Source organism: Pseudoalteromonas rubra (assembly GCF_005886805.2).
GTDB classification, from domain to species: Bacteria; Pseudomonadota; Gammaproteobacteria; order Enterobacterales; family Alteromonadaceae; genus Pseudoalteromonas; species Pseudoalteromonas rubra_D.
Genome location: NZ_CP045429.1, coordinates 3,180,204 through 3,204,137, shown reverse-complemented (window position 1 = coordinate 3,204,137; position 23,934 = coordinate 3,180,204). Strand labels below are relative to the sequence as shown.

Here is a 23,934-nt window from a genome sequence, read left to right as displayed (position 1 = left end):
CGCTCTATTTGAAGGAGTAAATATGACGCTTACGGCGTTATAAATTTCTCATTTAGAACAACTAAATAGCAAAATTCTGCCTGATTATCGAGCCTATTTCCTCGCCTCAAAATAGAACACTTAATGAAGCAAATTGGTATAATACTCTGTCAGGTTTCAAATGTTGAGTTGTGTAATTGAGTTCAATTAATTAACGCGTTAAGGGCTTTGACTTCCTGCGCTATATTGATCAACAGCGAGCGACAATGTTGACGATCAGCTGACAGGGCTGCCTCTTCTAGCTGAGCCAGATATTCACTGCACCGCTCTGCGCCTATGGCCCGGGCGGACGTTTTAAGAAAGTGCGCATGTTCTTTTAGTTCTAAATATGCTGCGTTGCTGTAGGCGCTTAAAAATAGCTTGCAACTGGACTCTGCCTGAGTGACAAAATCGCGTTGAAATTTTGCTATGGTGGGCAGGTCCTCGCCGATTAAGTCTATCAGCGTTTGTTGATTCAGTCTGGTTAGGTGTGTGTTGTTACTTTCCATACCATTTCTCTATGACGGTTTTAAAACGTTCGAGCTGAACGGGTTTGCCAATACAATCATTAATGCCGTACAAGTGGCAGTTTTCTAATTCATTTTTAACCGCTGCGCCAGTCACAGCCACAATTGGAATGGCCTTGAGCGCCAATTGCTTTTCGGTCTGGCGAATACGCTTCGCCATTTCATATCCATCAACGATAGGCATGTGGCAGTCGGTGAGGATCAATTTGTACTCTTTCTGACGCCAGCTTTCGAATCCTTGCTGGCCGTTTTCTGCGAGTGTGCAGGTGTAGCCAAGCTTCGCCAGCTGTTTCACCATCAGGTTTTGATTAAAAGTGTTATCTTCAACCAGCAAAATTCCAGGGCGAAGGTCAGCTACCGCACCAGTTTCGTCAGTACCTGAGCATGAACTGTTGGGAATTGATGACTGGGGAACACTCGAGACAGGTTGTTTATCTGCTAAATAGGTGAGTAAATGCATCGCCTGGCGTGTGATGCCATAGCGGGTTGCCAGGTCGATATTCAGAAATGTTGCATCGGGTAGCAAGTGTTTCAGTTGTTCGGTAAAACTTGTTTGGTGGCAGATTAATACTCGATGCGTTTTAAGTGTTTCCTGATAGTTACATAATTCCGTAAGGTCCTGTTCTGACTTAATAAAGCAGCACACAAGTGCCTTGTCCGGTATAGGAGAAGGAAGCTGTTCTAAGTCCACCTGGTGCATGTGTACCGCTAGCCTTTCTAGTACTGAATATGGGTATGATTCTGGCGGATTATGGTGATCTGGCGTGACATAAATGTCCTGGAATAAAGCGGTGTCACAGTGATGTGAGAATCGGTGGATTGGAATACTGACTCTGAAAATACTGCCGCGATCCACTTTGCTTTTTAGTCCTATTCGCCCACCCATCAAGTTGATTATGTTTCTTGAAATGGCGAGCCCTAAACCCGTTCCACCATATACCCGAGTGGTTGATTTATCGGCCTGGGTAAAAGGGTGAAAGAGCTTTCTCTGGGTTTTTTCATCAATACCGATACCATTGTCTTTCACTAGAATAGAGAGCTCGCCCTGACTGTGGCTTTGGAGCTGCCAATCTACTTCAATGACGACATTACCACTGCCTTTGGCTGGGGGACCACTGAACTTAATGGCATTGCTGAGCAGGTTAAAGAGCACCTGACGGATCCGGTTTTCGTCGCAATAAAGCATTGTGGGAAGCTGCGGTGATTCAACGACTTTGAGACTGACATGGCGTTTTTCGGCATTGGAGGCAAAGGTCAGCAGTACGTTATGCAGCGTTTTTGAAATATCAAACTCTCTGAACTCTAATTCTAACTTGCCCGCTTCAATTTTGTTGATATCCAGAATATCGTTCAGAATGTCGACCAGATTCTTTGCTGAGACGGATGCGGTTTCGAGCAGCTCCATCTCTTCAGGATCATGCTTTTGCAGTGAGAGCAGCTCTAGTGAGCCGATGATGGCATTCATCGGTGTTCTTAGCTCATGGCTCATCATCGCCAAAAAGTCAGACTTTGCACGGCTTGCGCGCTCGGCTTTAGTGACGGCACATTTCAGATCTGACGTGCGGGCTTTGACGCGGGTTTCCAACTCGGCATTTAATTTGGATAGCTCCATGTTGGCACGATATACTTCGGATTGATCGACGCAGACACCATCAAGGCGATAGTTGTTACCATAATCATCCTGTGCAACCACGCCTTTAGCGAATATGTGCAGTTCCTCGTTACTGGGCAGGATAGCCCGAAATACCTGTTCAAAATCATCGCCGCTTTCAAGGGCTTCTTTGAGTCCATTTGAGACTCGCTCCCGGTCTTTCGGATGAATGCGTTCAAGCCACTTCTCATAGCGGCCGGTATCCTGTGCAGCCAAATCAAAGATACTACTGGTTTGTGGGTCCCAGTCCCAATACCACTGAGCGCTTTTTCTGAGCACACTCCAGGTGCCGACCTTGCCAGCTTCCAGGGCAATACGACGGCTTTCATGGGCGCTGTTAAGGTGGATGAGCATCTGTTTTTCCTGAGTGCACTCACGCAAGGTACCAAACAAGCTCAGATGATCACCGCAGCCATGGCGCTGGTCGCCACTGAGTTCAAACCAGTGTGGCACAGCGTCTATTAATACACGAAATTCAAATTTTAGCCGGACGTTAGACTGAATATGCTCCTCAATGAAACTCAGTGCCAGTGGACGGTCATCTTCATAAATCAAATTGGTAAAATCATGCCAGTCGGTTAAGGATGGGCAGTGTAGGAGTGCGCAAAAAGTCTGAGAAAAGTAAGGACGTTCGAAGGTGGTATCAACCTGCCAGACCCCTATATCACCACATTGTAGTGCCAGTTCAGCCAGTTCACCGAGTTGTGGCAGGTGGTGATGGCTAATAGGATTAATAATCAGGCAGGTATCAGCGCTGAGGTGGTTACTGACAGTAATATTGAGCCGCATGCCCGAGGGTAAGATGGCTAGCGCAGTGCTACCAGCTGTCTGGCTGAGAAAGTCACTGTCTGCTTCGCCACGTTCTGCAATTTGGCACAGATCAAAAAAGCAGACAGGTTGCGCTTTATGATTGCTCAATTGCAGGAGTGTTTCTGTAGCCTCATTGAAATCAATTACTTGCCATTGGCTATTTACGGTAAGTATCGCGAGATCCAAACTCTGGATATCCATTTCTTTTCCCTGCCTGACTTTGCCTAACTTTATTATTGTTCAATTTGCGACGATTGGGGAAAAATCGACTCAGATAATGCGTTTAACTGTTCCTGAGCGTGTTCGGCGTATCTGGCGTACGCTATGTTAATAAAGTGCCTCATAGGGAGTGGGCTTTATGATGTCTGTGCCCTGATATTGGCCCCCGCATCCGGAGGCCAATGCTTACTTGACTCAGAACTTGTTGGCAGGTGGCCACTGTGAGTTCGCGATTTCGTCTTCCCCGACGGCGCTGTTAGCTTCAACGCTGATAGAGTGAGGTGTATCTGTTTTAGGAATGGATACTTCTACAACATAGTTGTTGTGTGTATCGGTCCTGATCTCCTCCATCACAGCCATCAACTCACTCAGGGTATTCGCTCGCCGTCCTTCACCACCAAAAGCCTGGGTAATATTGGCGATTTTCCAGGCTGGTAAGTCATTGTAGCTGTAGACAGTGTCGAGTAGCTTGTCCTGATAATCAACCGGCGGCGTTCTGAACGGGTTAGGGTTGACCAGGTATTGCTCGATACCATAAATACCGTTTGCCAATACAAACACGACGGTGTTTTGTCCATAAGCATGTTGGTCAGCAACGGCCTGGCAGGTTTCATGAAAAGCGCCATCACCAACGACAACAACCGCACGTTTATCCGGGAAGGCACATTTAATGCCCGTGCCGGCAGGTACAGAGTAGCCGATGGACAGCCAGGCTGCCTGAGCAACAAAGCCATCTTGTGCTGGTATTTTTACACTCTGTGCGCCAATTAGCGGGAAGCCGGCATCGACGACCAGAACATCATCTTCATCAAGCCATTGACTGAGGGTAGCAAAGAAGCTGTCATAGCCCAGTTGGGCATCCGCTGTTGCGCGCTTCATCAGTGGTTGTTGCATACGTAACCCTCTTAAACTGGCAGGTTGTTGCTTTGCCAGTGCAGTGAACTCCTCAATCAGACACTGTAAGTAATCTTCAAGGGTCGCAGAGGCGTAGTAGTTGGCACCAACATATACCCCTCCTTGCGCAGCGAGCACAGTGCGGTTGCTGCGAATATCCTGATTGCCAGTATCTTTGCCGGTCGTCCAGGCTCCAACACCAACTAAAACTCCGTCGTCTCCAACCAAGGAGTCTACTTCGGAGGGACTCATAGTGACACAGCCTTCAAACCACGGGTGGGTTTCAGCAATAACCGATTTGCTTAAGGCTGAGGTGACAAAGTGAATATGTCCTTCGGGCACCGTATGACTGCGATTGATCACTTCAAGCAATTCCAAAAAGGTATTTTGCAGGCCAAAACGTTGCAGCTCTACGCCTGCCCAAAAAATACTTTTTGGCTGGCTAAGCATCAGCTCTACTGTCGCTTTAGCTGCTTGCTGTGCTTCGCTGACGGTGACGCTGGCTGGATTATTCAGTGCAAGAGGCTGACCAGGTTTGATGCACTCTGCCCGCCAGACATCCTCACTGACTTCGAAATACACGGGTCGGCGCTCTGACAGCAGAGCCGCCAGGGCTGAGTCAATCTGATAAGGCGCCTGATTGGCATTGGTGATACGTTCAGCCGCGACGGTGATTGGTCTGAACATGTGAATATCGACAAATTCATAACCGGTCGTGTGTGAGTAGAGCAGTCCGGCATTCTTTGAGATCTGATCTTCTTTGTTAGTAGGGGCGCCGTTGATCAGGATCACCGGTACTTGTTCAACGAAAGATCCGGCGATGGTGTTGAGCAGGCTGAATGCGCCTACACTGTAAGTAACGTACAAGGCACTTGGGCCTTTTAATCGGGCATATGCATCGGCAGCAAATCCGGCACAAATCTCATTGGCATTGCCATTAATTCTAATTGGTGAGTGGCTGTCAGCCAGTATGGTGTCGAGTAAAGCCGCGGTGTAGTTACCGGCGACACCAAACATTTGATCGACGCCAATTTCTTCCAGTCGTGCTTTGAAATAGTCCGCGACTGTAAAATGGTGCGTTATTTGAGTCATTTATTCTCTCCAGAGCAAGCTTGGCAGGTTGTCTTCTGCCAGTAGGTAGTGAGGGCACCCGAAACAGGTGCCCAAAGCAGGATCACTTAAGGTCGAAGTAGCTGAGGTTCACACCCAGTACGTTTTCAACCTCTGATGGCTTCTCAATCGGGGCGCTGCCTGCTGAGAAGTTTGGCTCAATATAGTGATTAATAAGCTTGCTGGCGTTTTCCTCATAGGCAACTTTAATGGCTTCAGATGAGCTGATGTGTGTCGTTTGCTCATACACTTCGCTTAGCGGCTGGAGTCCAAATCCTTGCTTGAGTGCGAGATCGGTAGAGCGCAATGCACCTTCTACCCAACCCTGGTAGTCAGAAAAGGCTTCACCACAAGTAAATAAGTTTGGCAGGGGCTCGGTGAGTTCAGCCATCACTTGCTTGTCATCAGCACCCACCGCCCATTGGTGTACACCAAAGCCAAATTGTTGACTTGGTGGCACATCAAAACGGACACTGCCTTGCCAGATCCGCGCACTGGTCAGGATTGGTTCTGGCACATAGTGTGTATTGAAAATGTCTTTGAAGAAACGAGTGGCTTGTTCAACCACAGCGGTTGATGCGGGATAGATATCACCCGGGACGTCAGTGACATAGTCGTCCTGATGTGGGTGGTGATAGGTCTCTCCAATATTTTGCAGTGCGCTCCAGAAATTAATGTTCAGGTAGTCACAATATATCGTCAATGCAGCGGGGCGCTCGTATTTTTCACTGCTAATGTGATCCAGTTTAGCCTGGGTGCTTTGTGAAGGTTCGGTTTTACGCTCCTGATACATCAGGGCCGCGACCAACTCTTCATTTACAGCATAAAATGGGTATACCGAACCGGTCGGTAGATCGGCAAAATTGGGTCCAAATTCGACGGCTGGACGTCCGGTGGTGCCGCGTCCCCACCAGGCAGTGTCGTAATAGAGGTTAATCTTCAACAGTGGCTGGTTTGAGGTGGATTGCAAAGTGTTCCATAATTGTTCTGAGCGCTCTTTATCCAGCGTGTTAAACGCGTTAGAGCGAACAAAAAGCTTCTCCAGTGCTAATCTGGGCAGGGCAAGAATGACTTTTTCGGCAGTGACTTTGCCTTTGTGGCTGCGTCCGCTGTCGTCTGTGTGAAGGTAGTGCAGTTCGTAGTGATTGCTCTCTTCTACAAAAGAGATCTCTTCAATACTGGTTTGCAAGTGAATGTTGTCGGTGCCTATTTTATCGACTAGTGAATTTGGCAGTGTGCTGAATCCATCTTTAAAGGTTTTAAATTGCACACCTGCCGGAAAATCTTCCAGTAGCTGATAGGCCACCCCGGCATTCATCTGTGACAGAAAAGTGCCATTGAAGCCAAGTACACGGTACAGCATGTTTATGCATTCCTGAGAGTAACCCATGGCCGTGTAAAGGTCCCATAACGTCCACTCATTGAGCGTTTTGCCTTGCCATTGGCATTCCAGTCTGAATGCCTGCCAGAATTCCGGGCCCCTTACTTCTGGGCGGGCCTTAAACTGAGGATTAGCCTGAAGAATGCGATTGAAGACCACATTGATAATGTCCTTAGGATTAACGCCCTGCTCAGACGGCGCCAGATTGTAAAGCTCAGACCAAATCTGATAGTTATCTTGCGCCGCGGTGTTAACGCTGAAGCTTTTACCGCGGAAAAATAATCGGTTATCGCCGCCACTGTTCATGGGAAAGGGCACTATCTGGTCCTGGAGGTCCAGGTTAAGGAACAGCGCCATCAAGTCATCCATGCCATCGAATAAAAATCGCATGCCACCTTGTTCTTCTTTTACTGTAATCGTGGGGGGCGTATCACTGCGTTGATTTTTGAATTGAATTAAATCTGAATCCAGTCGACCGCCGGTGCGATTAGATCGCTCAAAGATTGCCAGGTTGTCACAGTCTGATTCATTTTGTAGCCGCCATGCACTGTATAATCCGGCCATACCAGCCCCTACAATGGCCACTTTCAGATGCTTAGGGAGGCTTTTGTCGCTGATCTCATTGCCAAAAGAATAATGCGTCATAGTAGTTCCTTAATTCGTTATTTACCGTTTTTTGTCACAAACGACGGCAACAATCTTTACGACGACTTCTGTTCAGTTGTGTGGGCTTGTTATCGCTGTCTTTTGGTGAAGGCCTGACAGGCATGAGCCAAAAATAGAGAGCAGCCTTATTACAATGCTGACACCAAAAAGACATAATCCACATAAAATGTAGCACAGGGGTTAATTTTTATATGGTTTGTGTCCAAAAAATCACAGTAATTACACTAGGTCGCTGAATATAAAACAGTTAAATTTGTCACCTCACTAACCCTATCCACTATGTCTGCTTTTAGGGGACTTGAGCCCGTTAAAGAAATATTGCACACTCATGACGGGAACACCGTGCTGTCCGGTGCCAGAACTGTTTTTGCAAGAGAAGGAACGATGCGTTATCTGCTCAACCAGGTTGAAATAGACTTACTTAAAGGCACCGCAACCACACACGAAGCATCGCACGATATTCGTGCTAAGACGTTGGCAGTGCTGAAAATATTGATCCAACATTCAGATCAGGTGGTGACCAAAACACAGCTGCTGGAAACTGTCTGGCAGGGCGTGGTGGTTCAGGAACAAGTGTTGGTTCAGTCTATCCGCGAACTGCGTGAAATTCTGGGCGCAGATTGCATCAAAACACATCCCAGAATTGGTTATCAACTGGCTGTGGCGCCAATTCCCATTCAGGGGTCTAAAGTGACCGACAAGTGGCGTTTTGCTGTGGTGTCAGTCGTGCTTGTGCTTATCATCAGCGGGTTGTGGCTAAATGGGATGCGCGCAGTCAATCAGCCTGAGACGCGATATCCAACCATTGCGTTTCTGCCGGTAGAGAATGCCATGCTCGACGATGTGCATGCTGCTGTGCCTTTGCATGGTCTTGCCTATTTAAGTGAACACACTCAGGCAGAAGGGGGGTTGCCCGTCGTTGCGGCAGAGCATGTGTTAACAACGTTATCTCACAGCCCCTGGTATTCTAACGATACTGCGAAGATCCGAATATCCCGACGCCAGGATGTGTTGCAACTCCAGGAGCGATTGGGGGCGGATTTACTGGTCGAAACCCGCCTCAGTGGCTTTCCACAAGATATGCAGTTGCAATACACGCTGCACTTTAATCGCGGGGCTGAACAAGGGGTGGTCTTTGCGTCAGAGCCTGAACTGGCCTACCAGGCATTGATAGCACGGCTCGCTACGCGATACGGCGAACATGATCAGAGGTTGGACATACAAAGCAATCTGGATTTCAGCAATGAGGCCTTTGCCCGGGGCTTGCAGATGTATTTATTGCGTAACTATCAGGAAGCGATTGCTTTGTTGCGCTCTGCCTTGCGTCACGCTGCTGATCCCTTGACGGTCAGGCGTTACCTTGCCGCAAGTCTGGCAAATAATGGCGACGTAGCGGCAGCGCTGTCCCTGTTGCAGCAAAATATTGTGGCAACCGGCGATGACGTCGTGACTGAGCGAGAGCGCATGCGTGCCAATCTTATGATGGGTTATTTGCTCATTAACTGGCCTCAGCAAACAGATCGTGAGCAGGAACTGATCAGGGCGGAAAAGTATATAGCGACTGCGCGTGAGCAGGCCAGTGATAATTCGGATCATTTGTTTATTGCTTACGCGCTGGAAGAGCTGGGTAAGATAAAACGCATTCAGGGTCGCTATAGCGAGGCTTCTCGTTTATTGCACGCAGCGCTGAGCTATCATCAACGCTTTGATGCGATTTATGGCCAGACCAATGCATTGATTGAGCTGGCCCGGATTGCAACTGAGCAGGGAGAGCATCAGGAAGCAACGCGTTTATTTGCACAGGCACACCAGGTGGCTGAGGCCAGTAACGCCGTTCCTAACCAGATTTGGATCTGGCTGGCACAGGCTGATTTGCTGCGCCAGGCTCGTCAGGTTGAGCAGGCAAATCAGCTTGCATTACGTGCCAAAGCCTTGGCTAAAAATGCAGATGATCCGGTACTGATTGAGCGGGTTGAGGCCTGGTTTGCCAAAGCCCCCATTTACACGGTTAACTAAAGGCACAGTGCCGCGCTTTTACAGGCTGCAATAGTCATCATACCCAGAGGATGGCACGGTATCTTTGTGGCGCACATTCTGTTTGCGTAATTGCTCAACCTGCTTGCCGACCTCATTGACTGCGACAATCTTATCTTTGACGAAGTAAACCCAGTCGACATCTTGATAGTACTGACGCATTTCGTTGGAATTGACGATTTTATTGGGGTCAAACCACTGGTTGAAGTTTATCGACATCGCCACTTCCGGGTATACGTCGCTGCCATGCTCTGCGTACAGTTTGCCGTTAATGTAGTATTTCAGCGTGTCGTTGCCAACTTGTAACACCAGCGTGTTCCAGCCTTGCAGTGGATTGATGTCGTAGTCATAGGCGTTGACCTTGGTCCAGGGCGTGAGCTGAAACGTTTCCCAGGAGGTTGCGAATAAGGCATGGCGGTCGGTGCCCCATCCTCCATTTGGCAGGTACTCAAAATCCATTTCACTGTAGTTCTTGTCCATGGGGGCAGCCAGTGGGCTGATCGCATAAAAAGTCTGGATCACCCCGTCACCGTCTGGTCCATATTGGGGTCTATCGGTAAAAAAGACCCGTGCGGCATATGTCCCTTCAAGGTATTTTCGTTTATGGCATACCTGTACATGACGGGTATTTTCGGCACTGCCATCGGTTTTTGAGGTTAAGCGCATGACCTGGTTATCCGGATTATGTGGATCAGCATGAAAGCTCACGCCTTCATGCCACCAGGTGGCATTTTTTATGCCGGGATGGCCGACATCTGAGCGCAGTTGCCAGCCATTATCTTGTGCTTGCTCAAAACGCGTATAAGTGAAATCGTCAAACATGATTTGGACCGGCTGAGCACCCAGAGGTTGGCTGGTACAGGCAATCAGCATACTGGCACCTAAGACTGAAAAAGAAAAAAAGACGGGGTTTTTCATCGCGTATTCCTTGTTGTTATTGGACAGCACCAGCGTTGACCGAAACAACAGGATATACCAGTTAAAAACGCTTAAATTGATAAAAGTGCGTTTATTAAAAAATATTAAATGTTTGATTTTGTTAGATTGAATTTAAAAATGAGCCTTAGCTCTTCCTTAAGCAGGCTCATTGGGCTAGTAAGCTGTGTTAATTTTGTACCTCAACTTCCTGACCATCGGTCAGTCGTTCTGCGCCCCGTACAGCAACTCTGTCTCCTGCAATGAGCTGATGGTTTGGCTTGGGGGTAATGGCCACTTGCTGACCCTGACCCTGACCGACTGTTACGGGGATTTGTGTTGCCGTGTTACTGGCATCGATTTTCACCACGTGAATACCTTGCTTGCGCAAGATCAGTGCATCGCGATTAACTAATAATGCCCGGTCGCTGGCTGCCAGTGGCACGGATACATCTACCAGTTGTCCGACAGCCCAGTGTTGCTGGTTCTCTGACTCTCCCGGCTGGTCGAGCATTGCACGCACTTCAAAGGTTTGCGAGCGCGGATCGGTGGCTGGGATCACGGCACTGACCTGCGCGGTTGTGGTTTGCGGGGCATCCAGATTACCGGCACTAACAGGTAAGAATTGGCCAGTGCGCACATAGCTGAGGTATTTCACGGGTACATACAGGCGCGCTTCAAGCTGGTGGATGTCTACCAGGTTCAGTAATTCATCAGCCCGGCTGACGTCTCGACCGGCGCGATGGTAACGTTTGCTAATGATGCCTGAGAATGGGGCTGTTACCGTTGCCCGGTTGAGTTGATCTTCAATCACCCTGAGCTCAACTTGCGCCAGCGCGATATCTGAGAGCACCAAATCATGGGCATTTTGTACTTTGTCTACCTGACTGGCTGCAGCACTGCTGGTTTTAGCCAGTTCAGTCAGGCGTGCGAGTTCTTGTTTCTGAAATCGTAAATTCACTCGAGCGCGTTTGAGCATCTCTAGCTGGCGTGCTTTTTCAAGCTCAAGCGGCAGGGTATCCATACGCACCAGAACATCACCTTGCGCAACCTCCAAACCGGGCTCTGCAACGTATTGTAATCGGCCTGATACACCAGCCGTGATGACCATATCACGCTTGCCATGTAAGGTTCCATTGACGGCCAGCTGACTGGTAAGCTGGCCCTGAGATACAGGCTCAACTGTCACGGGCTGGGCTGCGTTAACTAGCTGACTGAAGCTGACGGCACTGGCTACAAGGGCGGTGACTAAAGCGCGTTTATATTGACTTGCAAACATAGTGGGCTCCTACTGATTCGCGACCAGATTTAACTGAGGTTTGTCGTTATTGTTATTGACCTTGGGGGTTGGTTTCTTATCTGAGCCAAGTTGTAGCAGACTGGGCATCAGGACCAGCGTAAACAAGGCACTGATGGCCATGCCACCAACGATAACCGTGGCAAGGCCACGATAAATCTCTGACCCAACGCCGGGCATCAACATCAGTGGTAACATGCCGAATAGACTGGTCAGCGTACTGAGATAGACAGGTCGGGCGCGCATCAGCACTGCCTGCTCGACGGCATCGCGGCGACTCAAGCCCTGTGCTTGTGCATGACGGGTCTGGTCAACCAGCAAAATAGCGTTGTTGACCACCAGGCCGAGCAAGATGATAAAGCCGATCATGGTGAGTAAGTCTAAAGACTGGAAAGCAAACAGGTTGAGCACATAGAGTGCGACAACACCACCGGCAATGGCCAGCGGCATCACGAGCAGCACCAATGCACTGTCCCGGACTGATTTAAATAATGCGGTCATCAATAAAAATAGAATAAACAGAGCGAGGAAGAAGTTGAGGGTCATTTCTTCTATGGCGCTGTTCATTTTTTGGGCATTACCGCCAAGGATAACACCTGCCGTTTCTGGCAACTGTGCTTTGATTTTGGGCATCACTTGCTCGGTCAGGATAGCCTGTGCTTGTTGCAGGCTCATCTCTGCTGGTGGAGTAACTATGATGCTGACTGTGCGACGGCCATTGATCCTTTGAAGTTGGCTGGGTCCTACAGTACGGGTGACCTGCGCAAGCTCGCCTAGTGTCTGGATCCCGGCATCTGGCGTAAACAAAGGTAAGGCTTTGAGTTCTTCTGGTGTTTGCCACGACTGGCCACGTAAAATAACGTTCATTCGCTCATTACCGTTAAAGTACTCATTGATAAATAGCCCACCGGTAAACGCTTGTACTGCCTGCGAGACATCCTGACGAGTCAGTCCCGCCTGCGTAATTCGACGGTCATTGGGGTGGAGTCTGAGCTCTGGCTCTGCCATATCCAGACGAGGCTGTGGGCGAGCTGTGGCATCAGGCATTGCTGTTTTTACTGCTTGTAGCGCAACTTCTGCCCCGGCAACCAGGTCGTCCATATTTGGCCCGGTGAGTTCAATATTGATATCGCGACCGTCACCGCCATTAGCGATGTTAATCATAGATCCCCTGAAAAAGAACACCTGAGTATCCGGCAGGTCGACAAAGATTTCTTCTCGGGCTACTTGCATCAACTCCTCAACGCGCTGCGGATCTGCGGAGTAAATAAAACCACCGGCATTGGCGCCAAAAATGTAAAAGTTGAAGTCTTTTATCCCAGGTTGTTTGTCGCCATGATAGTAAGGCATCAGTCGTGCTCTGACACGTTTTAGCAGCTCTTCTTCCATGTAGGCCATATTGCCACCTGGCGGCGTGATCAGGTTGAAGAAAAAGCCATCTGTTGGGGCCCGCGGCATAAAGTCGGTTTTTGGTAACATAGTCAATGTGACGAGTGCGGAGCCGCCGAGTAAAGCACAAACCCAGCTGAGTTGTTTCAACTTGCTGTTGGTCAGATGCATGATAAGTGCGGTGAGTTTGTGCCAATAGTGTTTGTAAGGGTCGATTTGCGTTTTGCTATCAGGCAAATAACGGTTAGCGACCGGAATAATGGTCAGGGCACATAACAATGAAGCAACAACGGCGATGGAAAGGGTCAATGCCAGATCGGAAAATAACTGCCCTTCAATACCCGCCATGAACAAGATGGGTAGAAAGATGGCGACGCTGGTCGCCGTTGAGGCAAACAGTGCACCGGCAACTTGTCCTGCACCACGCAAAGCCGCCTTATAGTCGTCGAACCCGTTGGACTTTAGACGCGCGATATTCTCCTGCACTATGATGGCTGCATCCAGTACGAGCCCGACAGCAAAGGCCAGACCTGCCAGAGAAATCACATTCAGACTGCGCTCGAACGCATTGAGTGCTAAAAAGGCGACCATTAAAGAGACTGGGATCGTCGCTGCGATGATCAGTGTGGTTTTTATCCCTCTAAAGAACAGCCAGAGAATGGCAAGGGATAACAGTACGCCTAGCCCTAGATTGCTTTTTACCAAGAGTAGCGCATTTCGAATATGGATAGAGGCATCGTAGCTGAGCTCAATCGCAATGCCTGCTTCTGGCAGTGGACCTGCATTTAGTTCGGCTATCGCCTGGTTGATACCGTCAAGTAGGGCCACTGTGTTGGCACCATTAGCCCGGGAGACGGTGATGTAATAGGCCGGTTTGCCGTTACGGCCACTCATCGCCCGTCGGTCGGAGTGTGTTTCGGCAACGGTGGCGACATCACCCAGGTAAATGGGGCGATCCTGAGAATAGCCAATACGCATTTGCAGCATATCTTGGAGATCGTACTGACCGGTAAAGCGCACTGTATATTGACGTCGCCCAACATCGGCCAGACCCCCTGAGGTATCTCTGGAGCTGGCCAGAGTTTGTCGGATCTGACCTAAAGTGAGCCCCAAAGCAGCCGCTTTATGAGGGTCAAACGTGATACGAAGCTCTTTTGGCCTTTCGCTGGCAAGGTTGACTCGGGCAACCCCCGGAATGCTTGCGAGGCGTGGCTCGATGAGCTCTTCAATGGTTTTTTGGTATTGTGCCATATCCAGGTCTAAACCATCACCTTTGAAGTGTAGCGGGGTGATGAGCAAAGAAGCGGCATTTGGTCCGGCAGGACCACCATTACCACCGGCACTGACAACCGGGTCTATGGCATCTAATGGTAGTGGCGGCGCCTGATTTAGGTTGGTTAGTACATCCAGCATTGCTTGCTGCATGTCAGTTCCGACGGCAAAGGTTAAGGAGATAAAGCCGTTGCCGCGATTGATGGTGGTGTTTACCTCCAGCGCGCCTGGCGTATTTTTAACTGCGTTTTCCAGTGGTTCTATGATCACTGATTCGATTTCTTCGGGAGCCGCTTCCCGCCAGCCAGAAAATATGGTTATTTGTGGTTGTTCTATATCCGGCGTAAGTTGGATCGGTAACTTAAAAATACTGAGAATACCAAACAGTATTAGCAGCACCAGGATCACGACGACAGCAGCGGGGTTTTTCAGTGAATTGCGTGTCAGGTTCATAACAACGTCCAAGTGTTGAGCTTCACTGTGCAGTTTAATGAAATGACAAAAAACTGCTAGCGTTAGGTAAGCTGGAGTTTTTGAATTTCACGACAAATAGCAACATATTAGCGGTGGTTGACCAAGCTGTAATACCTTGTAACGATTTCATCGATTTAGACACATTTCAAACCACCACATCCGGGTAGGCTTTGGGTTTTTTTAAACGGAGTTCAGATGAAGCATACTTCGTTCTGTGAGCGTGAAACTGTACTGAATGAGTCATTGATTTCCTAATCCAGATCAGAAAATGTCATGAAAAAATCTGTGAATTGACTACTTTTTGACAATAATTTCCGGTAAGCTTCGCGCGCATTCCTAGGTACAATCCTAATTTAGTATGGGATAGACCGAACGGACCAAGATGAATTGAGCTTAGAAGGAGAGTTGAGATGTTTGTTGCGTTGAAGTGGGATCACCAAATAGGGGCCCATTTTGTTTCCTGGATTGTCGTTGAGTGTTCGGCCGTAAGAGAAAAATTTGGCTTGCCTCAGGCCCTGCCACCGCGTCGTGATGTCGCCTATTTTGTCGACCCTGCCACTGCTGAGGAAGACGCAAAAGCATTCGCTGACTATAAAAACGGTGTAACCGGTATTGAAACCAGTGGCGATTACGCGCCCTATCTGTCTGATCACCATGGTTTCTGCCACTACAGCTGGGATCACACTTATCTGGAAGAGCTGGTCAAACATGCGGTATTGTATTGGGAAGATGGTAAGCACGCCCGGCCAGAGCCGGTACGCGATGATATCGCCTATTTTGCCTGCCCAAAAGACTCAGAGGCAGACAGTCGCTTTTTCGCCCAGTATAAACTACAAACTTCCGCTGAGACACTCGCGAAATCAGCCTAGTGGTGTGGCCCACCTTTGCCGTGGGCCAGATGCTCAGGTTACTGAGCCGCTAAAACGTCAGCCGTGCTATAGGTCGGATAGCCTGAAGGCTTGAATCGATTGAGGTTAGTCAGAAAGCGGCTGTCTTTTACCGGTAAAGTTGCTGAGCCGTAGTCATATTGGTTCAGCTTGTCACGCAAACCCTGATTGTCTATGCCATCTCCCGACATGGTATACCAACTGATGATATTTGGTGTCACAAAGCGGTTGTAACCGTTCTCAGCCACCTCATTCGATTTGGCGAAACGAAATGCATGGGTCAGAATGCCATCTTTGTGGTAGACAATTTTCAGATGGCCGTTTTCGAAAGGTAATTCATTGGCTGGTTTAGTATATAGGTCACCATGGGCGCTGTAGCTGCCATGGGTTACCTGACCATCTTTAGTCCATACCGCTGCATATTCCCAGTCATGGCGGTGCCCACCGCCGAAGTATGGGAATACCTGATCCTTTTTGAAATACATGGCATAGAAGTGACCACAGAAACGACCTTGGTCGGTTTCTTTACAGGCATGGCGATGAACCGTGTTTGACGTGTTTAAGAATTGGCTGTCACGGCAATTGCCGCCCAGGCTGCCTGAGGTTTTTAACCCTGCATTTTGCTGTCCGCTGCGGCTGATCCCAGCACTGGGCAAGCACCCGTCACCATCAAAATCAAATACAGGTTCGGTCCCATTGATTGCATAGCCAGAAGGTAAGGCTTGATCGAGTGCCGCAAAGTCATTTGCCAGCGCCCCGCCGCTCAACAGGCTGGATGTGACCAGAGTGAGTGCACGTAAGTTTAGTGTTGTCATGTTTGTTCCTTACATCATAAATTGTCGTCATTGTGAGACGATAATATGACACAAGGGTAAATGTGATGTGAAGTTTTTTGTTTTTTAGAGTAAGTTGTCTGTATCCAGCTTTTTGGCAAAATCTGCCTGAACGATTTCCAGTGCGGCGAGTACCTGCTCTGCCGGGACATTATTTTCTTCCAGCAACATGATCAGATCGACGGCCAGTTTAATGTGCTCAGGTGCGTGTTCTAAGGTGCTTTGAGTCATGGCTGAAATTGTTTCTTTTTCGAAATTTGTGAAAGCGCATAATCAACGGCGTCCTTAACGCGTGCTTCCATCTCGGTTCTTTCGTCTGTCGGCAGATAAAATTCCATGTCTACATCGAAGCGGATATAGCGGGCAGGTAACCGGTTTAACGCGGTACAACACAGGTCAGCCATGACATCTTCATCATACTTGTGGTCAAGGCCGCGTTCCTCAATATTTTCGAGCACAATTTTTTCGTAATAATTGTGCAAATCATCATGAAGTTTCATTGTCATGCTCCATTTTGAAGTTATTGTAATTGTACAACATAAACCACCTCAGTGGTTAATGCTAGCGGCAATTTTTAACGGCTGGTGCATAAGCATATGGGGTGTTATGTTTGGGACTGGGAGGCTACAAAACGTTCTGGCCAGACCTGCTGCAATGCGATAAAGAGCTGCATATGCACATCGACCAAACGGCTAACCGCACGTTGATAACCGCCGCCAAGTGCTGCCATCAAAGGAATCCCCAGCTGCCTGGCATGGCGTAGTACTTGAGTATCCCTTGCCAGCACGCCGTCAAGGCTAACCGCTAAGTGCCCAAGTTCATCCAAGCGATATATATCTGCCCCAGCATTGTAAAGGATGATGTCTGGCTGATGGAGTCGGGTGCAAAGCGACAGGGCGTCGTTGAGTGTTGCCAGATAGATGGCATCTGAGCAATCCACAGGCAAGGCAAAGTCGTAGTCGGATTGACGTTTCAGCTTGGGAAAGTTCTGCTCACAATGCAGCGAGCACGTGATTATTTGTGTATCGTTAGCAAGAATTTCAGCACTGCCGTCACCCTGGTGTACATCGCAATCCAGCACTAACACTGTATCGACCTGTCCGGTTTGAATGAGATATTTGGCAGCAATCGCCAAATCGTTGAAAATACAAAAACCGGCAGCCCGGTCGCTAAAAGCATGATGATAACCACCGCTCAGGTTGGCTGCAAAGCCATCGCGGAGTGCTTGTTGAGCAGCTTCTAATGCTGCTCCCACAGAGCGTAAAGTGCGTTCCACTAATTGCTCTGACCAGGGAAACCCCATTCGTTTGACTGCGCCGTCGGGTAAGGTACCACTGAGAAACGCTGTGACATACTCGGGGTCATGACATAACGTGATTTGTGCAGGTGAGGCGACTAAGTTAGGTTGTGTCAGCCAGCTAGCACAAGGAGTTTGTAACAGTTGTTGATAGAGCAGGCGATATTTCTCAATCGGAAACCTGTGCTTTGGGGGCAATGAGAGCGCACTGTAGCTGGGGTGATAAAACAACATAACGGCACCACCCAGATCAGGAGCGATTCTGCTTTTCTTGTAGCTGAATCTTATCCTCGGTCGCACTGATGGCTTTTCGGCACCGTCCAAGTCGACCATGCAGGGTAAGGATTTCTTTGTTTAGCTGGCTTGCCTGCTCGGGCGAGGCTTTAATCAATTGGTCCTGACGCAGTGAGATCATTTCTTGCAGTCGTCGCTCGAATTCATGATTTTGAGACAACTCCTGATAGAGTTCATGAGAAGGTTGCATGATCTTTTTCACAGCCTGGCGGTACACTTTTGCTTTTTTATGCGGCCGAAAGCGGTTTTCCTTGGCCCAGACTGGGGTTGATTTAAGCACTTTAATAATGGCTTCAATTTGTTCGCCAATGTGCTCCACCGCATATTGTAAAGCATGACGCTGCGATTGTGGGGGCAAGTTTACGAGCGCCTCTTTCACTTCGTCTACATAGTCACCGAGCTTCAGGCTTTTACTACGAAACACATGGCTGTCAAACAAGCTGGGCTGCGACTGAATATAGCGGTTTTTATCAAACCACTTAGCTTTATCAAACTGCTCAGCATGATGTTGCAACTCGTTAACGCGTTGTCTGAGTTTCTCTAGTGGTTGACTCATACCATGTATGCCTCAAATATCAACTTAGCGGTCAACACGATCACCACAGCATTAAACAAGGGTTTAATCAGTCGGCTGCCAAATTTTATCGCTGAATGTGCACCAAGCCAGGCGCCCAGCATCAGAAATGTGCCCATGGTCAGTCCCAGCAGAAAATTGACATGGCCCAATGCGACAAACGTGATCAGGGAAATGAAGTTCGAGACAAAGTTCATCGAACGTGCCAGGCCACAATTAAGTAATAGACTCATTTTGTATAGCATGTCATTAGATGCAGTCCAAAAAGTGCCGGTGCCGGGCCCAGCGAGACCATCGAAAAAGCCCAGAGACAAGCCTTGTAGCCACTGTTTGACTTTCAGCACACCGGTTTTTTTCGGTAAGTCGATGGAGTCGCTGTGACTCATTTTGCCAAACAGGCTGTACAAAGCAACCAGCAAAATGATGACCGGAATGAGCTTATTGAGAAATTCGATGCTCAGTGAATCAACCAGTAAAGTGCCCAGTGCAGCACCAATGGCCGTGGCCAATACGGAGGCGGCCCAAAACCTTGGGTTAAAGAGGTTTTGTTTGTAATAGGTGAAGCTGGCGGTTAACGAGCCGAAGCTGGCTGCCAATTTGTTGGTGCCCAGTGCCACGTGAGGTGGCAGGCCTGCTGTGAGTAAGGCAGGTACTGTGAGCATGCCGCCACCACCGGCAATCGCATCAATAAAACCAGCGGCTAGTGCAACTGTACATAGTAACGCCCAGGTAGCTGGGTCTAAAGCAAATTCGAGCATGGATTAGTCTATTTGTTTCGCAAAGGGTGGCAGCGTATCCAGCATCGCCTTGCCGTATCGTTTAGTAACCAGGCGTCTGTCAAGTATGGTGATGCGGCCAGAATCCGTTTCTTTGCGCAGCAGTCTACCACAGCTTTGGACTAATTTCTTGGCAGCATCCGGCACAGTGATAGATAAAAACGGGTTGCCGCCCTTTGACTGAATAAATTCAGCCTGCGCTTCTTCAACCGGAGAGGTTGGCACGGCAAAGGGGATTTTAGTGATTACCAGGTTTTCGAGATATTTGCCTGGCAAATCGAGTCCTTCTGACAGGCTTTGAGTACCAAATAAAATACTGCCCGCGCCCAGGTCGATAGATGTCTGATGACGCTTTAATAGTTCTTCCCGTGATAGTTCGCCTTGTACCAGAATCTGCCAGTCTTGTTTTCGCAGCTTAGCTACCACGTGATCCATCTGCCAGTAGGAAGCAAACAGCACCAGATTGGCTTTCTTCTTGTCCAGGAAATCAGGCAGAGCCTCGGCCAGATAGTCGCTAAACGCTTTATCGGTGGGATCGGTTTTAGTTTGGGGAATATGCAGCTGCGCCTGTTTAGCATAATCAAATGGTGAGTCGGCTTTGATGTATTTGACGCCGGGCTCATTACTAAGCCCACTTTCGCGCGCGAAGTGATCAAAGTTGCCCATGGCACTGAGGGTAGCAGAACACAGCACGGCTCCGGCGCACTCACGCCAGAGGTGATCTTTGAGGTAAAATCCAACTTCTATCGGGCAGTCGCACAATAGATAGTCATGGTGATGTTTGTAGTCGAGACGTTTGATCCAGCGAGCATGAGGAGTGCCTTCGCCTTTTGTTGCGTAGCTGAACCACAGCTTGTTGAGCTGCTCCAGACGATTAATATACTGGCCGCTTTCGGCCAAGATGGGATCGGCAATGAACCCCTGTACATCTCCGTCATTCACATCCAGTGTTAGCGCATCATGCATTTTGCTCAGTGCCCGAAGTGCATCCTGAGTTGCATCGGCAATGTCTTTGGCCCGTGCTTTGAGTTGCTCTGGCACTTCACCATGTAAGAAGCGGTGCGTGTCATCATCATTATAGCTGTAGTCAGATTGATCCAGCATGTCTCTGACCTGACGTAACACCTTATTGGCGTCATTGGCGGCATCGTTGAGTTTAAAGTTCTGTCCGATGGCTTTTTGAGAGACCACGACATTGGCCATTTTGCCGCTGAATTTGAGTAGCTTATCGAGCCATTCTATGGTGCCTTTAATGGTTGCGGCAGCCGATGAAAAGTCGCGGGTAATATGCGGCAAATGGTGGGCTTCATCAATGACGTAAAAGGTATCTTCGGGATCGCTTAAAATTGTACCGCCTCCGAGTTCCAGATCAGCCAGTAACAAGGCGTGATTGATCACCAATACATCCATTTGGGCAATTTTTTGTCTAGCAAGGTGAAAAGGGCACAGATTATGAGATTTCAATTGTCGTTGGCAGGCATGCTTATCACAGGCAATGAGGTTCCAGACTTTGTCGGGAATGGTATCTGCCCACCTATCTCTGTCTCCCTGCCAGCGTTTATCCTGATAGGCTTTCGCCAGTTCCTGTAAACAGCGTTGTTCCATGGCAGATAGAGGTGCACTGGTGGTGGGCATCAGGGACATTTGTGTTTCTTCGCCGCTCACGGCAGCCAGTAGTTTTTGTACACAGATGTAGCGCTGGCGCCCTTTAACCAGGTCAAATTTGAAGTCGAGCCCGGAGTGCTCTCTAAAAAAAGGCAGCTCTTTATTCAGCAACTGCTCCTGCAGCGCTACCGTTGCAGTCGAGATGATCAGCTTTTTCTTTTTTGCCAATGCCATGGGAAGTGCGCCCAGGCAGTAAGCCAGCGATTTACCTGTGCCGGTTCCTGCTTCAATGACGCAAACACGCTGAGACTTGTGGTAGTCGCCTCCCAGCGTTTTAGCGATTTCTGCGACCAGATAATTTTGCCCGGCGCGAGGGCGATAGCCTTCCAGTTGTTCAGCAATGTTGGTGTGTGCCTGGCGGATGGTTTTTTTTAAAGAATCTGACAGCATGTAGGATCGCTTAAGCAAAAAAGTATGGATATAATTACAGGTATTCTATTCTAGGCGGGGATCCCCTTTGGCACAAGCGGTATATCAGGGCTTTATCCTTTCACGGCAGCAAATCCACCTTAACAACCGGTTACACCTCTGTTATTGGCTGAAATCTGCCGAAGGCTTGTTAAAGGTGATCACCGAAGCACAACAAGCGGTGCTGTTTCTTCGCACAGAGGAGGCTGAAAAGGCGCAGGCTCTCCTGGCTGGGCAAGTCAAAGGGGTGGAGTTCCGACCGCTTGCACTTAAACACTTTGATCAATCTGCTGTGACGGGCCTCTATTGTCCTACATTGAGTAGCTACTACCAGTGCAAGGAGCATCTGGGCGCTCAGGTGACCTTATATGAAGCTGACATTCGTCATGCGGATCGTTATCTGATGGAGCGCTTTATACGCGGTGGTGCCTGGGTATCCGGTCATGCAGTAAACAAAGGCGGCTATATTGAGATCCAGCAAGCGCGCCTGAAACCGGCACCACATTATGTTCCTGAGTTGTCTATGTTGTCGCTGGATATAGAATGTAGTGGTGAGGGGGTGTTGTTTTCTGTTGGCTTGGTGACGCAAACGCAGCGGAGCGTCATCATGATTGGAGGTCCCCAGAAAAGTGATGTGGATGTCCGCTGGGTTGATGATGAATTGGCTCTGTTGCAGGCATTAGTCGAGGAACTCAACCGCCTTGATCCAGACGTGATCATTGGCTGGAACGTGATTGAGTTCGACTGTGTAGTACTTCATGAGCGCTCAGAAGCATTGGGTATCTCATTGAGTATTGGTCGAGATGGCACCCCGATACAGGTATCCAAAGGGAATTTTACCCGCGTGCTGGTAGCAGGTCGGGTGGTGCTGGATGGCATAGATACGATGAAGAATGCCACTTACCATTTTGAAACTTTTAAGTTGAGCTATGTTGCCCAGCAGGTACTTGGAGAAAGCAAGTTACTCACTCAGGATGAAAGGCTGGAAGAGATCATCCGCCTGTTCCATCATGATAAGCCTGCGCTTGCAGCCTATAATCTGCAAGATTGTGTATTGGTCTGGGATATTTTTACCCAGTTGTCTTTGCTTGAGTTCGCTATTGCCCGGACTCAGTTAACTGGCCTTGAGCTGGAACGTATGGGTGGCTCCGTAGCTGCATTTACAAACTTGTATCTGCCATTATTACATCGCAGCGGTTATATCGCGCCCAATTTAGGTGAGCATGGCCTGACATTCGACAGCCCTGGAGGATACGTGATGGATTCGCGGCCAGGGTTATATCAAAATGTGCTGGTGCTGGACTTTAAAAGCCTTTACCCCTCTATTATACGTACATTCCATATCGATCCTATGGGACTCATCGAAGGGCTCAACTCTCCTGACAATGCAATTAGCGGGTTCAATGAAGGTACTTTTTCCAGAACCTATCATCATTTACCTAAGCTGGTAGCCCAGCTGGCAAAAGCCCGGCAGGAAGCCAAAGATCGTGGCGAAAAAATGCTGCAACAGGCCATCAAGATCATTATGAATAGCTTGTATGGGGTGCTGGGGTCTCGGGGGTGCCGATTCTATGACCCGCGTTTGTCCAGCTCCATCACCCTGCGTGGTCACGAAATTATGCAGACCACACGTCGCTGGATTGAAGAAATGGGCTACGAGGTGATCTACGGTGATACAGATTCAACCTTTGTATGCGTACCAGAGTCTTTGTCTCCTGCGCTGTGCCAGCAGCTCGGTGAGCGCCTGATGAAAGAGATTAATCAGCGCTGGACGCAGCAGGTTGACAGCCAGTTTAGTTTACCCAGTTATCTGGAAATTGAGTTTGAAACCCACTATAGCCCGTTCTTTATGCCGACCATCCGAGGTCAGGAAACGGGATCCAAAAAGCGTTATGTCGGTCAGATCCAAACCGAGCGGGGGGCTGAGTTGGTGTTCAAAGGGTTGGAGACGGTGCGCAGTGACTGGACTGAGATTGCCAAAGAGTATCAGCAGGCGGTGATCCGGGCCTTATTTGATAATGAAGATGTGGTTGCGGTAACGGAGCAATACATCGCATTGATCAACAGCGGTCAGGTTGATAATAAGTTGGTCTATAAAAAACGCCTGGGCAAACCGCTGAATGCCTATGTTAAAAATATCCCGCCTCATGTAAGGGCAGCGAAAGAAGCTCACAGTCGTGGGTCTGCGAGAAACCTGGGTAAAGGGAGTCAGGTTGCCTACTATATAAGTACAACAGGTCCGAGGCTGATACAGGGGGTGTTATCTAACCCGGATTACAGCCACTATATAGAAAAACAGATTTTACCCATTTACCAGATGCTACCGGATGTTGACCTGGATGCCATTACCTTAAATGGTCAGCGAACGCTGGATTGGTCCTCAGATTTGTAATAGCGTGCAAGCGGTTTTTTAGCTGCTTGTAAGCAAATTTTTTTTTCCGTTTATTTGACGCTCATCACAGAAAATCAAGTGAAACAAAGCTTTATTTGAATGTAAATACATACTAACAAAATTGGTAACGGTTTGTTTGGGTACTATTTTT

General features: G+C 48.7%; 17 protein-coding genes. 3 read left to right on the top strand and 14 right to left on the bottom strand.

The annotated features are described in order from the left end of the window. Positions 1-182: 182 nt before the first annotated feature. The 4 genes from CWC22_RS13945 to CWC22_RS13930 form a co-directional block, all read right to left on the bottom strand. Entirely contained in the window at positions 183-527 is a 345-nt protein-coding gene (locus tag CWC22_RS13945) for an Hpt domain-containing protein (RefSeq protein ID WP_138537634.1), read from the bottom strand. Next, on the bottom strand, positions 517-3,207 hold the full coding sequence (locus CWC22_RS13940; protein ID WP_138537633.1) for a PAS domain-containing hybrid sensor histidine kinase/response regulator: 2,691 nt from the start codon (positions 3,205-3,207) through the stop codon (positions 517-519). Before CWC22_RS13940 ends, CWC22_RS13945 begins: the two co-directional genes overlap by 11 nt. Positions 3,208-3,420: 213 nt before the next feature. Beyond that, the gene (locus CWC22_RS13935; protein ID WP_138537632.1) at positions 3,421-5,211 is read right to left on the bottom strand and encodes an alpha-keto acid decarboxylase family protein; all 1,791 of its coding nucleotides are present in this window, start codon (positions 5,209-5,211) and stop codon (positions 3,421-3,423) included. 82 nt (positions 5,212-5,293) lie between these two features. Next, positions 5,294-7,255: an FAD-dependent L-amino acid oxidase gene (locus CWC22_RS13930; protein WP_138537631.1), complete on the bottom strand. Its 1,962-nt coding sequence runs from the start codon at positions 7,253-7,255 to the stop codon at positions 5,294-5,296. A 405-nt stretch (positions 7,256-7,660) separates the two neighbouring features. Between CWC22_RS13930 and CWC22_RS13925 the strand changes: the two genes are divergently transcribed. Then, positions 7,661-9,292, top strand: a complete 1,632-nt coding sequence (locus CWC22_RS13925) for a winged helix-turn-helix domain-containing protein (RefSeq protein ID WP_171045029.1) — start codon at positions 7,661-7,663, stop codon at positions 9,290-9,292. Between the two features lie 18 nt (positions 9,293-9,310). Here the strand turns inward: CWC22_RS13925 and CWC22_RS13920 are convergent, their stop codons facing one another. The 3 genes from CWC22_RS13920 to CWC22_RS13910 form a co-directional block, all read right to left on the bottom strand. Continuing rightward, complete coding sequence (locus CWC22_RS13920) at positions 9,311-10,228, bottom strand: glycoside hydrolase family 16 protein (protein WP_138537629.1); 918 nt, start codon at positions 10,226-10,228, stop codon at positions 9,311-9,313. 187 nt (positions 10,229-10,415) lie between these two features. Further along, positions 10,416-11,504 carry an efflux RND transporter periplasmic adaptor subunit gene (locus CWC22_RS13915; protein WP_138537628.1) on the bottom strand — a complete coding sequence of 363 codons (1,089 nt, stop codon included), beginning with the start codon at positions 11,502-11,504 and terminating at the stop codon, positions 10,416-10,418. A gap of 9 nt (positions 11,505-11,513) precedes the next feature. Further along, positions 11,514-14,636, bottom strand: a complete 3,123-nt coding sequence (locus tag CWC22_RS13910) for an efflux RND transporter permease subunit (protein WP_138537627.1) — start codon at positions 14,634-14,636, stop codon at positions 11,514-11,516. 431 nt (positions 14,637-15,067) lie between these two features. Between CWC22_RS13910 and CWC22_RS13905 the strand changes: the two genes are divergently transcribed. Further along, complete coding sequence (locus CWC22_RS13905; RefSeq protein ID WP_125559981.1) at positions 15,068-15,526, top strand: hypothetical protein; 459 nt, start codon at positions 15,068-15,070, stop codon at positions 15,524-15,526. Between the two features lie 38 nt (positions 15,527-15,564). Here CWC22_RS13905 and CWC22_RS13900 read toward each other — a convergent pair whose 3' ends face one another. The 7 genes from CWC22_RS13900 to dinG form a co-directional block, all read right to left on the bottom strand. Next, complete coding sequence (locus CWC22_RS13900) at positions 15,565-16,359, bottom strand: NPP1 family protein (RefSeq protein ID WP_125559983.1); 795 nt, start codon at positions 16,357-16,359, stop codon at positions 15,565-15,567. 84 nt (positions 16,360-16,443) lie between these two features. Beyond that, complete coding sequence (locus tag CWC22_RS13895) at positions 16,444-16,608, bottom strand: YbaM family protein (RefSeq protein ID WP_138537626.1); 165 nt, start codon at positions 16,606-16,608, stop codon at positions 16,444-16,446. Continuing rightward, positions 16,605-16,877 (bottom strand): late competence development ComFB family protein, encoded by a 273-nt coding sequence (locus CWC22_RS13890; protein ID WP_125559987.1) that lies wholly within the window; start codon positions 16,875-16,877, stop codon positions 16,605-16,607. The genes CWC22_RS13895 and CWC22_RS13890 overlap by 4 nt, the downstream gene beginning before the upstream one ends. A 104-nt stretch (positions 16,878-16,981) precedes the next feature. Beyond that, positions 16,982-17,908 carry a histone deacetylase gene (locus tag CWC22_RS13885; RefSeq protein ID WP_138537625.1) on the bottom strand — a complete coding sequence of 309 codons (927 nt, stop codon included), beginning with the start codon at positions 17,906-17,908 and terminating at the stop codon, positions 16,982-16,984. Positions 17,909-17,924: 16 nt separating this feature from the next. Then, positions 17,925-18,524, bottom strand: a complete 600-nt coding sequence (locus tag CWC22_RS13880; RefSeq protein ID WP_138537624.1) for a primosomal replication protein — start codon at positions 18,522-18,524, stop codon at positions 17,925-17,927. Further along, positions 18,521-19,300, bottom strand: coding sequence for a TSUP family transporter (locus tag CWC22_RS13875; protein WP_125559993.1), 780 nt, complete (start codon positions 19,298-19,300; stop codon positions 18,521-18,523). The genes CWC22_RS13880 and CWC22_RS13875 overlap by 4 nt, the downstream gene beginning before the upstream one ends. Before the next feature lie 3 nt (positions 19,301-19,303). Continuing rightward, on the bottom strand, positions 19,304-21,373 hold the full coding sequence (gene dinG / locus CWC22_RS13870) for an ATP-dependent DNA helicase DinG (RefSeq protein ID WP_138537623.1): 2,070 nt from the start codon (positions 21,371-21,373) through the stop codon (positions 19,304-19,306). 67 nt (positions 21,374-21,440) lie between these two features. Between dinG and CWC22_RS13865 the strand changes: the two genes are divergently transcribed. Next, on the top strand, positions 21,441-23,783 hold the full coding sequence (locus CWC22_RS13865; protein WP_138537622.1) for a DNA polymerase II: 2,343 nt from the start codon (positions 21,441-21,443) through the stop codon (positions 23,781-23,783). Positions 23,784-23,934 lie beyond the last annotated feature (151 nt).

Coding starts and splice junctions, on each gene's coding strand:
- CWC22_RS13945 (WP_138537634.1), bottom strand. CDS start 527: ATGGAAAGTAACAACACACACCTAACCAGACTGAATCAACAAACGCTG.
- CWC22_RS13940 (WP_138537633.1), bottom strand. CDS start 3,207: ATGGATATCCAGAGTTTGGATCTCGCGATACTTACCGTAAATAGCCAA.
- CWC22_RS13935 (WP_138537632.1), bottom strand. CDS start 5,211: ATGACTCAAATAACGCACCATTTTACAGTCGCGGACTATTTCAAAGCA.
- CWC22_RS13930 (WP_138537631.1), bottom strand. CDS start 7,255: ATGACGCATTATTCTTTTGGCAATGAGATCAGCGACAAAAGCCTCCCT.
- CWC22_RS13925 (WP_171045029.1), top strand. CDS start 7,661: ATGCGTTATCTGCTCAACCAGGTTGAAATAGACTTACTTAAAGGCACC.
- CWC22_RS13920 (WP_138537629.1), bottom strand. CDS start 10,228: ATGAAAAACCCCGTCTTTTTTTCTTTTTCAGTCTTAGGTGCCAGTATG.
- CWC22_RS13915 (WP_138537628.1), bottom strand. CDS start 11,504: ATGTTTGCAAGTCAATATAAACGCGCTTTAGTCACCGCCCTTGTAGCC.
- CWC22_RS13910 (WP_138537627.1), bottom strand. CDS start 14,636: ATGAACCTGACACGCAATTCACTGAAAAACCCCGCTGCTGTCGTCGTG.
- CWC22_RS13905 (WP_125559981.1), top strand. CDS start 15,068: ATGTTTGTTGCGTTGAAGTGGGATCACCAAATAGGGGCCCATTTTGTT.
- CWC22_RS13900 (WP_125559983.1), bottom strand. CDS start 16,359: ATGACAACACTAAACTTACGTGCACTCACTCTGGTCACATCCAGCCTG.
- CWC22_RS13895 (WP_138537626.1), bottom strand. CDS start 16,608: ATGACTCAAAGCACCTTAGAACACGCACCTGAGCACATTAAACTGGCC.
- CWC22_RS13890 (WP_125559987.1), bottom strand. CDS start 16,877: ATGAAACTTCATGATGATTTGCACAATTATTACGAAAAAATTGTGCTC.
- CWC22_RS13885 (WP_138537625.1), bottom strand. CDS start 17,908: ATGTTGTTTTATCACCCCAGCTACAGTGCGCTCTCATTGCCCCCAAAG.
- CWC22_RS13880 (WP_138537624.1), bottom strand. CDS start 18,524: ATGAGTCAACCACTAGAGAAACTCAGACAACGCGTTAACGAGTTGCAA.
- CWC22_RS13875 (WP_125559993.1), bottom strand. CDS start 19,300: ATGCTCGAATTTGCTTTAGACCCAGCTACCTGGGCGTTACTATGTACA.
- dinG (WP_138537623.1), bottom strand. CDS start 21,373: ATGCTGTCAGATTCTTTAAAAAAAACCATCCGCCAGGCACACACCAAC.